Source organism: Bacillus sp. 22475 (genome assembly GCF_052044835.1).
GTDB classification, from domain to species: domain Bacteria; phylum Bacillota; class Bacilli; order Bacillales; family Bacillaceae_G; genus Bacillus_A; species Bacillus_A cereus.
Genome location: NZ_JBQENW010000010.1, coordinates 140055 through 155012, shown reverse-complemented (window position 1 = coordinate 155012; position 14958 = coordinate 140055). Strand labels below are relative to the sequence as shown.

Below are 14958 nucleotides of genomic sequence, written 5' to 3'. Positions count from 1 at the left end.
AATATCATGCCAAATCGTATAGCATTACTTTTTTTCAAATCCCCTCAGTAATGTGTATTCTTTTTTCAACAAATTCATATACAACTGTCTACTTTTTTATACACGGCTTGGACGTTACGTTATAAAACACCTCGATAACTTTGCAATTCCTCTCGTACACACATGTAGGATTCCTTTTACCATTATTATTTTCAATGTAAAGTTACTTCGCCCCCCAACATATACTGTTCAAAAGCAAAAAGGAAGTGATCCCATGTATTACGGAACAAAGGGCTGGTACGTAGCTGAACTAAAAAAATTAGGCGTACGCTATCATGAAGGACGAAAATTAGAAAGTTACCGCGGACACGTATTACGCAATTTATTAATCGCACAACAAGAAAAATTAAAAGAACAGTAACATTCTAATGTAACAATATCGACGATTCTCGGAATATATCAGCGATTCAACACAATATATCGGCAATTTTTTAAATTTATCAGCGATTCGCCATGGAATATCGACTTACCGACAAATTCCGCTAATTCATCTATCTACACCACCAACCAATCACACATCAAACTACACTAAAAAGGTCACCCAAACGGGTGACCTTCCTTTCTTATTCACAAACAAGAATTTGTCTAGTAAATGATCCTTTTCTTGTAATACAGCGATCTGTAATTTCAAATCCTGCTTCATGGATCATGTCGTCCATTGTCTCCATCGTTACAACGACTACCTTTTTAGCGATGCGGCGCGCACTTGAAAGAATGGAGAGCTGGTCTTCTGGTGTGGCATGCGTAAATAGGTCGTACGGCATATCGATAATGGCAACGTCGTAGTTCTCAGTAATTTCCTCGATTGGTCCTTTTGTTACTGTTCCTTCAAATCCGAAATGTGCGATATTTTTTCTTGTTCCAAGAACTACAAGTGGATTTATATCTCTACCAACGATGTTAATCCCCATAGAAAGTGCTTCTACTACTACTGTTCCAATACCGCAGCACGGGTCAATTGCTCGTACTCCCTCTGGATTTGGTACAGCGATATTTGCAACTGATCTCGCAACACGTGTGCTAAGAGATGTCGAATAACTATGCGGTTTTTTTATGTGATGATACCAAACTGGTTCGCTTTCTACATAGTGCCCAAAGTACCAGCGTCCTCCAAGAGGAACAATCCCGAATACACGCTCTGGATTACGAACATCCGCTTCTCCTTCAATATGCATGCCAAGGTCTCGTTCAATAAGACGTCTTTCTCCATATTCAATTTTATTCTCCCCAACGAGGTCATTGATTTTAACGAAGATAACTTTAAATGTCGCTCCCGCCAAATCAATTTGTTCCACTTGTTTTAAAATGCTTTCTAAGTCGTCCCCTTCATACATAACCTCAACGCGCTCTTTCATAAACGCACTTCTACTCGGGTCAATCTTGACATCACTTTTTAAAATATTAACGTGGGACTCCATTCCAAAGAACGAGCGCATTTCCAAGTAACATAAAGCACGCTCCTCCTCACGAAATGCATACGTATATATACAGGCAGGTGTTTTACTATGATTATTCAATCTATTATCATCCTCTATCGTTTAAAATTGTTATGATTACAATTACTCAAATACTTTTCTTTTGTATATAAAATTAAATGATATCATATGCCGGAAATAAAGAGAAACGTTAATAAATAAAAGAGACTGCCAATGGCAATCTCTTATTATTTATTAACGGAAAGAAGACACGTTGTTACCCATTTCTTCATAGTAATCTAAAATACCTTGATAAATAGCTTCCGCTGCACGTTGTCTCCATTCTTCAGTGGCTAGTTTTTCACCTTCACCTTTAGCATCGATGAAACCTAGTTCAGCTAAAATAGCAGGCATTGTATTGTATTTCACTACATAGAAGTTTTCTGTCTTTACACCTCTATCATTTGATTGAAGTGCTTGTACTAAACGTTTTTGTACTTTTTCTGCTAGTACACGGCTTTCTTCTGAATTTGGATTTGTTGCCGATCTGTAGTAGAACGTTTCTGTTCCTTCTACTTGTTCATTAAACCCGTTTGCATGAATACTTACGAAAATATCACCTTTATTTTCTTGTGCAAATTCTACACGTTTTTTCAAAGATTCACCAGGAGTATTTCCCGGACGCGTATCATCATTACGTGTTAATAAAACAGTAAATGGTGTCTTTTGTTCAAATAGTTTTTGTACACGTAAAGATGTATCTAATACAATAGCACTTTCATCCATTTTCACACCAGAATGCCCTGGATCAACTCCACCATGACCTGGATCAATGATAATCGCTTTTCCTTCTAAGAAGTTACCTTGCTTCACTGGATTTAATTGATTTTTATTAACCCATTGGAAACCAGCGCCCATGCGGATACGAATCCAGCTGCCGTTCTCTTCAATAACAGTTACTTGCTGTGCGTTATGTGTTCCCATTACTTTTGACGAAGAAGAAGCTTCTGCATAAGTAGTGAATCCTTCATTAATAACTTCTGTTTTCTCTACTAAAGGTGTCCATTTATCACCGTTACTTGTTGCAATTTTAATCCATCCATCTCGCTCTTCTTTAATTTCAACCATTTGTGGATTATGCTGATTTGCACTAATCCCAGAACTTAATGATGGTGCGTGATATGTAATGAATTTTCTATCTATGTACATTTTCTTTGTTTCTACTGGACGATCACTATTCTTGCTAAATTTATCTGTTTGCGCAGTAAGTTGAGCTGCTTGTTCACGCGTAATAGAATCATTCGGTTTCCAGCCATCCTCTGTACCTAAAGAAAGTTTTAATTCTACTAAAATATTAACTTCTTCTTTACCCCAATGATTCTCTAAATCAGCGAATTTTGTAGGAACTGGTCCTGTTACTTTGCTTTTCAGATTATATGCTCTTACAAGCATAGCTGCCATTTCAGCACGAGTTACTTTTCCTTCAGGATCAAATACTCCTGGTTCTCGCCCTTTAATAATATTCTCTTTTTCCATAGCTGCAATAAATGAAGCTGCCCAACTATTTTTTGCATCATTATAAGACGGCTTTGCATTTGGATCTACTTTAGCACCAATTGCTGTTGCGATAATCTTTGCTGCCTGGGCACGTGTTAAATTTCCGTATGGCATAAAGTTACCATCTGGCATACCGTTAATTACATTTCTCTCTACTAAATAATAAATTGCGTCTTTCGACCACGCACTATCTGAAACATCAGGAAATTTCTTCGTTTCTGCTAAACTACTAATTGGATGTGCTAGTAAATTTGCTGCTAATAAACCTGCGGCTATTGCTTTGTACTTCATGAAAAATAAATCTCCTCTCAAAACTTCATATTCATACATTTTTTTAATCGAGCTAACTAAAAAATATTAACTATTAATTAATTCCTTTCATAGTGTATAACATTATATATCTATAGTAAATACGTTTCCGGCCGTATAACAAAAATCGCATATATATAACTTATAATGAATGTATATAAAACAAAACTTTAATCAGCCCACAAATAGCGGGATAAAAAAACGATTAGGACATGTCTCCTAATCGCTTCACCAAATAAAAAGCTGATTAAAAATAATATCTTTAATCAGCTCTCTATTATCTATGAAATTATTCTTCAATTAAATTAGACATTACATATGCATACACTAATGATTCTGTATGCGCAATAGAACTTTCATGTGTACGTTCAAATGCGTGAGAAGAATCAATACCCGCTCCAATTAACGCATGTTTCACGTCAAATCCCGCGCGAATCGCAGCTGATGCATCAGATCCGTAGTATGGATAAATATCTACTTTATATTCAATATGATTCGTTTTCGCAAGCTCTACTAAATGTTTACGTAAAGCGTAATGATACGGGCCGCTAGAGTCTTTTGCACAAATAGATACTGTATATTCATCAGATGTTTGTCCATCACCTAACGCTCCCATATCAACTGCTAAGTATTCAACAGTTTCTTCTGGAATATTAGAATTACCACCGTATCCAATCTCTTCATTATTAGAAATTAAGAAATGCGTCGTATATGGTAATGTTACGTTTTCATCTTGTAATCTTTTAATTAATTTTAATAAAATCGCAACACTTACTTTGTCATCTAAATGACGTGATTTTATGTATCCACTCTCTGTAATTTGAACGCGCGGATCAAATGACACGAAGTCTCCTACTTCAATTCCTAATTCGCGTACTTCATCAGCTGAAAATACGCGCTCATCAATACGAACTTCAATATTTTTCTCATCGCGTTTTGCTTCACCTGCATCTTTATATACATGTACAGATGTTTGATGCATTAAAATCGTTCCTGTATACGTCTTGCCACTTGATGTTTCAATTTCGCAATATTCTCCTTCTACAGAGTTCCAGCGAAATCCACCAATCATAGAAAGACTCAGGCGACCATCAGGCTTAATTTCTTTCACCATCGCACCTAACGTATCAACGTGTGCCGTTAATAAACGGTGCTGCGCATCATTCTTCCCTTTTACCGTTAAAATAAGAGCACCCTTATTATTACGTTTCGTTTCTACGTTCCACTCACTTACATAGTTTTCAATGAAATTAATAATTTTTGCTGTATTTCCAGATGGACTCGGAATAGAGACAAGCTCCTTAATCAGTTCCATCGTTTCTTTCGTATGATGTGCCATTGTCGTTTCCTCCTCATTTTCTCTACTATTCAGTATACAAAATTCGCCAGAAAACCTCTACTTATATAGCTTAATTTTCTAAATTGTAGTAAAATTCTTTTTAGTATACAAAAGGAGTCCTGAAATATGAATATATCAAAAAAATATATACACATTGCACTCATTTGGTTTTTAGCATCATTATTTTGTTTACAAATCTCTTATGCCATTCATACTACTACTTCTATTACAATCGGCTGGATATTAACAGCTATCTTCTTCATTATTAGCTTCATTGCAAAAAAAAAGCATAGCGTTACTCATTAACGCCATGCTTTCCCTATAAAACTATTCTTCTGAGACGTCTAATAAATAAATCCCTCTTTCAAATCCACCGCGCTCTACTTCTTTTTTCTTACGAAGGCGTTCCACATCTTCAATCGATGCACCTTCTGCACGTGCTAATGAGATGATAACTTCTAGCGCATCCGCAAGAGAATCTAGCGCATGTTCGCGTTCTTTCATAGAAGCAAATTCACGAATTTCTTCTGTTCCAATTTTCGCTAAAGCTTGTATGTATGCTTGACCTGTTAATTTTTGTGCTGTATACGTTTTTCCAGACATTAAAATCTTCTCTGGAACACGATCTCTTACTAACTTGTTATATGCTGACATCATTCATCCTCCTATATTTAATAACATCCGAGCTCTGCTTTATAGAAAAACCATTTTTTCTTCACGCACGCACTTAACATATCAATTCCTGATCCATGTGCTCTTACATGTGGAAAGAAATAGTGCTCTAAGTCTTCGTCCTTACCATATAGAGTTTGATACTCATCTGGAATCGCTTCTTTTTTCACATCTTTTTCTTTCGTCACCCCGTCAGAAAATGCAACACTTGGATGTCCCTCAAAAAACAACGCAGTCCGAACTGCCAAAGATGGTGTACTATGCAAAGCAGAATATGTAAGCAAAATAATAGTGATAACACCGATCATTTTCTTCATGTATTACTCCTTAAAAAAAAGTGCTAACACAATTATACTAAAATGTGTTAGCACTTTCTCCCCTTTATCCCGAATTAACGAGCTAATAATCAGTGAGGAATGGACAAAATCCTCACTTCACTTTATTCCCCTTTAAATGCTGGTAAACGTTTCTCTAAAAACGCAGCAATTCCTTCTTTATGATCCGCTGTTTGTCTCATTGCATATTGACCACGCTTCTCTAATTGCAATGTTTGCTCTAAATTAGAGCGATTTACTTCACATAAAATTTGCTTCGTTTGAATCATTGCTTTAATCGGTTTTTGTGACCATTCATTAATTTTTTGCTTCACAGCCGTTTGGAAATCTTCACCGATTACTTCATCAATTAAGCCGATATCAAGCGCTTTGGTCGCCGATAATTTCTTGCCTTCCCAAATAATTTGCTTCGTCATGTTTTCACCGACGCGCTTTTGAAGGAAGAAATGACCGCCTCCATCTGGAATTAAAGCGATTCCAATAAAGTTCATCGCAATAACAGATGATATATCCGCCATTACATAATCAGCTGTTAACGCAATACTTAACCCAAGACCTGCAGTTGGTCCATGAATTGCACTAATAACAAGCTTCGGCATCGTATACAATGTCACAACGACTTCAGAAATAGTATTCATAATACCATCAAATTTACTTTCATCATTACTTGAAAGCATCGACTTAATATCTCCACCCGCAGAAAAACCACGGCCGTTTCCGCATAACACAACAATATGCGCAGAACTTTCCGCTACTTCTTTCAACTTTTGTAATAACTCTTTTAATGTCGGCTCATCTAACGCATTTAACACCTCTGGGCGGTTGACCATAACCGTTGCAACGTGGCCTTCATATTTCACAACGACAGATTCTGTTTTACTTGTTATTTCCATTATATATACCCCTCTTTTCTCCATAAAGATTATACTTATATAATTATAGAAAACCACTGAAAAATCCTTCTTTTTTCTCAATTTTCTGTCTAATAATCTCGCAATTTGTACATATACCGTATAAAACATACAATTCCGTTGAAAAATATAGAAATTAAAGTCGGTTTATCCATGCTTTTCATCTATTTACCATTACAATGAAATGGTGTATTCTTAAGTTTGATAAAAAACAAATATTGAAATTCATTCGCCTTACTATGTAAAAAAGGCTTTATACCCATCTTTTGGGTGTTGTAATAAAGGAATGAAGAACTGGAGGAACATATGGTTAATAAGTTGAAACAAACGGATAACTACTTCCCACATTTCCTATTGCTATTCATTGTGTTTCAACCAATTTTAGATTTATTAACATCTTTTTCAATCTATATACTACACATGAGCGCAACAGTTGGAGTTGTAGTCCGTTTCGCCTTTATGCTTCTTGCATTAGGATACCTACTTCTTCATCACAAACAACAAGATGCGAAAAAGTACATCCTCTATTTATGTTTACTCGGAATCGCACTCACAATCGGTCTTGTAAATAATATGATGGTTAAATCGCCAGTTTCATTTGGAGAAGAAGTTAAATTCATTTTAAAAAGCGTATATCCAATTGTGCTACTGTTTGGATATATTATCGCCTTTAAAGAGCTAAAAAATAAAGAGTATGTATTTCATAAAATCATTACATATTTCTTATATGCAACTTTAATTTTAAGCATCACAATGATTGTCGCAATGCAAACTGGAACGGATTTCCCAAGCTATCCTCACTCAAAAATCGGTTCAAGAGGTTGGTTCTTCGCTGGAAATGATTTAAGTTCTCTTTTCGCCATTATGTTCCCAATCATTGTCTTATATTCGATTCATAAAACAACTTCTTTCTCGAAAATATATTACTGGATTCCAACAATACTTGCGATGTATGCAAGTATTATGGTCGGAACGAAAGTCGGATATGGCGCAATTGTTATTACATTAGGCGTAGCACTTTTCTTCTCATTCATTGAATATATGATAAATCGTAAAAAAGAAGGAAAAGGATTCACACATATTGTAAATACCGTTGTTGCCGCAGTTATACTAGGAGGTTTAATTGCTCTTACACCGCATACTCCTATCGCAAAAAATATGGGCATTCACATGCAAATATACGAATACAAAAAATCAGTACAAGAAGAAAAAGATCGAAAAGAAGGAAAAGTAATTAAAGAAGATCCAGAAGATACAAAAAAACATGCAAAAGGTGAACTTACAGATTCTGAAATGAAAAGTTTGATTTACAGTGATCGCGACAAATTCTTAAAAACATACAAACAGTACTATAAAGACGCACCGCTTTCACAAAAACTATTCGGAATGGGTTACGCTGGTAACTACACAGATAAAATTAAATTAATTGAAATGGACTTCCATGACCTATTTTTCGCCTTTGGAATTGTCGGTTTCCTTATTTACTTAATACCACTTCTATACTTTGGTATTAAATTATTCATCCGCATGATCACAAACTTTAAGAAAATCATAACCGTAAAGCATATGCTATTAGCGAGCACACTCATTCTATCACTTGGCATTGGCTTTATGTCTGGCCACGTATTAACAGCGCCAGCCGTTAGTATTTTCTTCGTTGTTATACTCGCTTATATCATTGTTGATTTTGAAATTGAATAAAAAAGAAGGTGCTACGAAATGTCAGTAGCACCTTCTTTTTTATTTAATTAATGTTTTACGTATTCTAAGCTTTCTTTTGCGATATACGCTTCTGTTACAGTAGGGTTATCTGAAATAACTTTAACCCACGCTTTTCCATTTATTATTTCTTCACCAGTAACTGTGACAACTGCATTTGTATTTAAACGATACAGTCGCTCATTTGATATACTAGGATTCTTTTTCACTTCCACGTTATTCATCACACGTGCAAGTTTATACTTGTTGTATTCTTTTTTACCCAAATAAGAATCAAAACGGTTCATGTGCCCCGCTACTTTTTTACCCCAGTTCGCATCAGATGCATATTTTGCATTTAAACCAGCAGCTTTATCACCTGTATATGTTGCTGTATAACGCCAATGTCCTGGATTTAAATATCCTTCATTCATGTATAATTTTGCTGCATGTTCAATACAATCTTCTTTTGAATTGAATGCTTCTCCGTTACCATATGGACTATCGTCTGTTGCTTTTAAACCAAATAAATTATTTTTGTCTTTTGCAAGAGCGCTTGTTCCATAATAACTTTCATGAATTGCTAATGAATATAAGAATAATGCATTTACATTATACTTGCTTTCTACTTCTTTAAATTTCTTTCCTAAACCAATTAATGGAGAGTCTGGCTTAATCGATTTCACATAACTATCTAGTTGTTCAGCTGTATAATCTGTTTTCGAACGTAATGATAAATAATTGAAATATTGATAGAAAGTTTCGTCTCCAAATGTCTTTCCATCTACACTATACATTTGCTGTCCTTGCTTCATGAAAGAAGGTGCCACACCATATCTAAATTCTGTATATCCAGGTGAACTTGTATTATATGTATAATATTTATGGTATAAATATCCATCTGATTTCACATAATAAGACGACTGTTTCATTTCATTTGTAGGAATTAAAGTGATTTCATTCTTCTTCACATAACCTGTCAAACCAGAAAGTTGAACTTTCACACGATCTTCGCCAACTTCTAACACTTTCAATTCTGTTCCATACTGAATATACGTATATACTGTTGACAAATTCTCATCATAAATATTAATGATGTTTTGTCCAGTTATTCTTTTCGCACTTGCAAAACCATCTTTAATCCATAAAAATTCGTTCTCGTATTTTACCGCATTCATACCTTTATTTTGAGCAGCTGTAACCGCTTCTTTATACGTATTATAGCGCTCTACTTCTTGCTCTGTTCCATTTTCTCTTACATTTGTCACAACATATTTCTTAGTTTCTACAGGATTGCTATTTCCGTTTTTTTCAATCGTCTGAAGCATGCGATCCAACATAGCTGAAGCCATCCCTCTTGTAGCTGATAAATGTGGTCTAAATGTATTATCTTCTGGATACCCTTTAATAATTTGAGTAGCCACCATAACTTGCACATGCTCTTTATAGTTAATACTATCTTTATCAGTAAAGGTAAGCGGACTTACAGCTACTTTAATATTTTTATAGTCTAACGCTCGCTTTACCATTATCGACATTTCTTCACGTGTAATCACATCATTTGGTGAGAATGTCTCGTTCGTACGACCATTAATAATTTTCGCTCCATATGCTCTACTTACACCATCATATAAACCGTAAGTCTTCGGCACATCCTCGAAATTCGAATCAGCTTTCGGTAAATTTAAAGCCCTTGCTATGAATGTAGCAAACTCTGCTCTTGTTACTAATTTATCAGGCGCATATACATTGTCTCCATACCCCATTAAAACTCCTTTAGTAATAAGTGAGCGCATATGCGTCTCAAACATATGTCCTGTAATATCATCATTTGCCGCATAACTTGAAATAGGAGTTAAAAGTAATGATCCCGTTAATGCCACTGCTGTTATACCTTTTGAAAAAGTCTTCAAGGTTATCCTCCTCGTAATCTACGAATTTATTATCACAAATTTGATTATATAATAATCACAATCATTTTAGCATAATAAATAGGAATTAAAATAAAACGTTTTTTAATTAGAATTTTCATTACATTCAAAACAAAAATAAAAGACACTTTACTTTTTTAATAAAGTGCCTTTTTCCATATGATCAATGAGTTTCTTTGTTGCCTGTTTGCCTTGCAACCGAAGCTCATCTATTGTCAATTGTAACTCTTGCTGCACAGTTCCTTGTTGCATTAATTGCTTTTTCGCAATTTCATATAAATAATCAGCACTCCATTCGCCATCCACACTTCCTATAACTGGCTGATTCACTTGACTTAAAAACGAATCAATTTTCGGATCGTATGAAATCCCGACCATTGGAGTTTTGGCTACAGCAGAAAAAACTAGTGCATGAAGACGCATACCAATTAGTAATGAACATTGTGATAAAATGAATATTTTCTCGTCGATATCCATTTTATATGGAAGCATATACGTCTCTTCTCCCATTAAGTCTACTACTTCACGCGAAGCTTTTTGATCAAATGGCTCATGCATTGGAACAAATAGAATTTGGTATCCTTCTTGCTTTAATTTTTTTAATGCCGCAGCTAATTTTTTTATATAATCTTCTTTTGCATTCCAATAACGCACACTAACCGCGATTACTTTTCCATGTATCGAATGCTTTTGCAACCAATCCGATTGTTTTGTCCGTTTCCATGTTAAAACAGGGTCTGGAACAATTTCAATATCGTTTTTTATGCCAAGTCCTTTTAAATATAAAAACGAATCCTCATCTCGAACTGATACATAGGAAGCTTTTGACAAGTTCCATTTTACTAATAGACGATTATATCCTTTTGTAATTGGACCTATTCCTTGTGAATAAATATAATACGGCTTTTTTAATAATCGAGCGAGTCCCATAATACCCGTATAATATAGAATACTCTTCGTACTTGTCTGATCTTGAAGAAGGCTCCCGCCACCACTAATAACTCCATCACTGTTTTTGATCGCATGATAAACAGCTTTTATATCCCAGCGATCTACCGATTCTACACCATACATTTCCTTTGTATATTTAGAATCATTTGATAGTACTACTAGTTCTATATCCGGGTTCTCTTTACTTAACGATTCAATAATTGATTGTAGAATCGCCTCGTCTCCAACATTATAAAAACCATAATATCCTGATAAGACTAAACGCACCCTAAATCTCCTCCAAAACTAGGTAACCGTTTATTTCATCTAACATAAACTGGTACCCATTCCTTACCTAAACACCTGATACCCTACATAGTTTCCTCTTTATCAGCTCATATGAATTATAATAAAAAATTAAATTTCTATATTTATCTTTTTAAAAATGGTATTTTGTTTATTGATATCCATTTTAATTTCAAAGCACATATACCATACAAAATGGTTGTAATACTTAATGCTATACCACTGAATAATAACGTCATAATTCTTGAAGATGTAATATTTATCACATTACATAGTTCATACAATCCTAGTCCCAAAATACATGCTATTGCTAGCACACCAAAAAAGCTTTTTAAATGAATAGAATAGGCAATATAGCTTCGAATATACAAATGATTTACAATACAAATCAATACGTAAGTAATGAATGTACTATACGCCGCTCCATCTATGCCAAACTTCTGCACGAACATTATGTTTAACACGACTTTCACACAACTCGCACCAATAACAATCCATGCAGCTTGTGCAGAACGGTTAATGCCCTGTAAAACACCTATTGATAATACCATAACCGCAGTAAAATACGAACTGCCAATCATCACTGTTAACATACTACTGCCTTTTACGTCTGTGAACAATCCGACATTTAACGGTACTGTTAATGCCATCAACCATATTGTTAACGGTGCTGTCAATACATGCGCTAGTCGATTTGTATTTTGAATTGTTATTTTCGCCAAATTTATATCTCTTTTGGCCAATGCGGAAGTTAAGAGTGGTATTAACGGAAATACAATTGCGCTTGCAAAAATAACAATTATTTGCGTGAATGCAAAACCGCGACTGTATATTCCAAATTGTTCTTGAATTTCTGTTGATGATCCTTGTAATACATGCGGTATTGTAAGCGAGTCTACTAAATTTAAAAGTGGCATTGATAAAGCTCCAATAGCGATTGGGATCGATACCCGCAATATCTTTTTGCCGTTTTCTCTTAAATCTCGGAGCGAATAGGAATTGCTTTTATTGTAGTATGGACTTCTATTATATTTTATACGCAAATATATAAGCGAACTAATGACTCCAAGAAAAGAGCCAACCATCGCACCACTAGTAATAACAGTATTACTCTTATCCCATGATACTAGTATGTAAGCAATTATTAACATAAAAAACACACGTACAAATTGCTCAATGACCTGTGATACCCCTGTTGGTTTCATATCACCGAAACCTTGAAAATACCCTCTATAAACCGCCATGTATGGCGCAATGAGTAATGCTAATGAAGTAATAAGCAACGGCATTCTAGTTTCTTGTCCACCAAGCATATTTGCAATTTCAATAGAAAATAATACAATGACTAAACAGCCGAAAACGCCAAATGCTATCCCTATAATTGACGCTGATGTAAATAATTTCGGAATTTCCTTTTGCTTATTTTTTTCGTTCAACTCTGCAATTAATTTCGAAATTGCAAGTGGAACTCCGGCTACCGATAATGTAAGAGCAATCATATATACAGGAAAAACAAGACGGAAAATACCGAGCACTTCATCTCCTGCAATATTTTGTAATGGAATTTGAAAAAAACTACCAAGCAATTTCGACAAAAAAGTTGTAATTGTTAAAATCGCTGCTCCTTTTACAAATGTTTTATTCATATTTTTTCTCTTTTCTTTTATGCATATACTCTCAAACATATTGTTTTAAACGATAGGAATTCACTTTATCCCATTGGTTATCATAACAAATTTATTATAGGTTGAATACTTGGTTTTTTTTACAAAATAGAAAAGAGAACCAATTTACGCCTATCTCTTCACACTCTAATTTCTAATTCCTTCCATTATATGTACATATTATAACTGTTTTCGTTACTCAAAAAGAGCTCTTCTCTATCACTGCGGTACATATTACTAAAAACATTATAAGAATATCCCACAACTCTACATTATAATGTATGTAAAATTGTGAGATATTCTAATTACCATCTAAGCACTTAAGATTTTTAATTGTTCTTTCTGTTCATCGCTTGCCATTACTATGATTGTTTTTTCAATACTCGGATGTACTTGCTCAAGCTTTACACTTGCTCCTACTTTATTTGATTGCTCAACAAAATTTAATAATGCCATAGCTCCTGATATATCCATATAACGCACATCCTTCATACGTAAAACAACCGGTGACTTCACATCTTGTAAAGTAGAGAAAATACGATCTACTGATAAGAAAGAGAGCGGCCCTTGAATTGTATATGTTTCTTCTCTTTCTTTTACGATAGAAGTTTTACGTTCTTTACATTTCACCATATATATGATGAACGAAAGAATAATACCGAATGCAACAGCAATCATTAAATCGAACTTCACCGTCACAATCATCGTTACGAGCATAACAACGACATCACCTTTAGGAGCGACATGCATCTTTTTCATGCTTTCCCAATCGAACATTCCAATACCAGTTAAAATTAAAATACCTGATAGTACAGCAAGTGGAATATATTGTACGACCGAACCAAGACCCATAATAAAAATGAATAAGATAACACTATGCATACATGCCGAAAGTGCCGTTTTACCGCCACTTCTTATATTCACGATAGACCTTACAGTCGCACCTGCACCTGCTAATCCGCCAAACAATCCGCTCATCATATTACCGATACCTTGTCCAACGAGCTCTTTATTACTTTTATGACGTGTACCTGTCACATTATCCATTACGACCGATGTTAACAACGAGTCAATCGATCCTAATAAAGCAATACTAAGCGCTGGTAAAATAAGTGCTGCTATTCCTGTTCCACTTAAAGATGGAATATGAAGCGTAGGCATCGCTTCTGGAATGCTTCCAATCTTTTCAATTACTTTATTTAACGAAAGATTTCCGATAATCGGTAACTTTACTGTAAGTCCTTCGAGTAGAGAAGAAAATAAAGGTAGCAAAGCTGTCACACCGACTAGTGCTACTAAACTAGACGGAATCGCCTTAATCCACTTACCAGAAACAATCATTACAATAATCGTTAACACAACAAGTAAAAAACTATTTTGTACGTGCTTTATTTCGCCTAAAATAATGATTAATGCAATACCATTCATAAATCCCGAAACGACAGGATACGGAATATATCGAACGTAAGAACCGAGCTTACATACACCGAATAAAATTTGAAATAACCCTGCCATCATAAAGGCAATAAAACTTGCCTCTAACCCGTGCGTCGCAATAACTCCTGTTGCAATAACGGTAATTGGTCCAGTTGGCCCTGTTACTTGCCCAGGTGTCCCGCCAAATAACGCTGCGAATAAACCTGCAAAAATCGCACCATACAATCCAACAAGCGCTCCCTCAGACGTTCCTGTCGCGGCAATACCAAATGCAATTGCAAGTGGCAACGCAACAATAGCAACAGTAAATCCTGCTAAACATTCCTTTGCTATTTTTTGAAACATAAAAAAACCACCTTTGTATAAAGTCCATGTTCCATTGTACACCTAAAAAGATACATTCGTTAGCTCACTT

Annotated in this window: 13 protein-coding genes; 3 read left to right on the top strand and 10 right to left on the bottom strand. The window is 35.0% G+C overall.

All coding sequences use genetic code 11. The features are described from left to right. Positions 1–169: 169 nt before the first annotated feature. Positions 170–400, top strand: a complete 231-nt coding sequence (locus tag ACTJJY_RS17895; RefSeq protein ID WP_130055420.1) for a YflJ family protein — start codon at positions 170–172, stop codon at positions 398–400. Between the two features lie 202 nt (positions 401–602). On the opposite strand, the gene ACTJJY_RS17890 is transcribed toward ACTJJY_RS17895, so the two are convergent. The 3 genes from ACTJJY_RS17890 to ACTJJY_RS17880 all read right to left on the bottom strand — a co-directional run bounded on the left by ACTJJY_RS17890 (position 603) and on the right by ACTJJY_RS17880 (position 4659). After that, the gene (locus ACTJJY_RS17890; RefSeq protein ID WP_001059321.1) at positions 603–1556 is read right to left on the bottom strand and encodes a TRM11 family SAM-dependent methyltransferase; all 954 of its coding nucleotides are present in this window, start codon (positions 1554–1556) and stop codon (positions 603–605) included. Between the two features lie 153 nt (positions 1557–1709). Further along, positions 1710–3302, bottom strand: coding sequence for an N-acetylmuramoyl-L-alanine amidase (locus tag ACTJJY_RS17885; protein ID WP_440606162.1), 1593 nt, complete (start codon positions 3300–3302; stop codon positions 1710–1712). Between the two features lie 307 nt (positions 3303–3609). Then, positions 3610–4659, bottom strand: a complete 1050-nt coding sequence (locus tag ACTJJY_RS17880) for a M42 family metallopeptidase (protein WP_440606161.1) — start codon at positions 4657–4659, stop codon at positions 3610–3612. A 126-nt stretch (positions 4660–4785) separates the two neighbouring features. On the opposite strand from ACTJJY_RS17880, the gene ACTJJY_RS17875 reads away from it, so the two are divergent. After that, the gene (locus ACTJJY_RS17875) at positions 4786–4965 is read left to right on the top strand and encodes a hypothetical protein (protein ID WP_440606160.1); all 180 of its coding nucleotides are present in this window, start codon (positions 4786–4788) and stop codon (positions 4963–4965) included. Positions 4966–4986: 21 nt separating this feature from the next. On the opposite strand, the gene ACTJJY_RS17870 is transcribed toward ACTJJY_RS17875, so the two are convergent. From ACTJJY_RS17870 to ACTJJY_RS17860, 3 genes are all read right to left on the bottom strand, one after another. Continuing rightward, positions 4987–5313 carry a nucleoside triphosphate pyrophosphohydrolase gene (locus tag ACTJJY_RS17870; RefSeq protein ID WP_001277348.1) on the bottom strand — a complete coding sequence of 109 codons (327 nt, stop codon included), beginning with the start codon at positions 5311–5313 and terminating at the stop codon, positions 4987–4989. A gap of 17 nt (positions 5314–5330) precedes the next feature. Continuing rightward, on the bottom strand, positions 5331–5648 hold the full coding sequence (locus tag ACTJJY_RS17865) for a hypothetical protein (protein ID WP_000738198.1): 318 nt from the start codon (positions 5646–5648) through the stop codon (positions 5331–5333). A gap of 122 nt (positions 5649–5770) precedes the next feature. Beyond that, positions 5771–6583 (bottom strand): enoyl-CoA hydratase, encoded by an 813-nt coding sequence (locus ACTJJY_RS17860; protein WP_440606159.1) that lies wholly within the window; start codon positions 6581–6583, stop codon positions 5771–5773. A gap of 300 nt (positions 6584–6883) precedes the next feature. Here ACTJJY_RS17860 and ACTJJY_RS17855 point away from each other — a divergent pair, with 300 nt between their 5' ends. Then, positions 6884–8278: an O-antigen ligase family protein gene (locus ACTJJY_RS17855; RefSeq protein ID WP_440606158.1), complete on the top strand. Its 1395-nt coding sequence runs from the start codon at positions 6884–6886 to the stop codon at positions 8276–8278. 47 nt (positions 8279–8325) lie between these two features. Here the strand turns inward: ACTJJY_RS17855 and ACTJJY_RS17850 are convergent, their stop codons facing one another. From ACTJJY_RS17850 to ACTJJY_RS17835, 4 genes are all read right to left on the bottom strand, one after another. Then, positions 8326–10188, bottom strand: coding sequence for an S-layer homology domain-containing protein (locus tag ACTJJY_RS17850; RefSeq protein ID WP_000847495.1), 1863 nt, complete (start codon positions 10186–10188; stop codon positions 8326–8328). A gap of 147 nt (positions 10189–10335) precedes the next feature. Further along, a complete protein-coding gene (gene csaB / locus ACTJJY_RS17845; RefSeq protein WP_098840427.1) occupies positions 10336–11424 on the bottom strand; it encodes a polysaccharide pyruvyl transferase CsaB in 1089 nt (362 codons plus the stop codon). Between the two features lie 143 nt (positions 11425–11567). Beyond that, complete coding sequence (locus ACTJJY_RS17840) at positions 11568–13088, bottom strand: putative polysaccharide biosynthesis protein (RefSeq protein WP_098840426.1); 1521 nt, start codon at positions 13086–13088, stop codon at positions 11568–11570. Between the two features lie 330 nt (positions 13089–13418). Further along, positions 13419–14888: a SulP family inorganic anion transporter gene (locus tag ACTJJY_RS17835; RefSeq protein ID WP_440606157.1), complete on the bottom strand. Its 1470-nt coding sequence runs from the start codon at positions 14886–14888 to the stop codon at positions 13419–13421. Between the last annotated feature and the right edge of the window lie 70 nt (positions 14889–14958).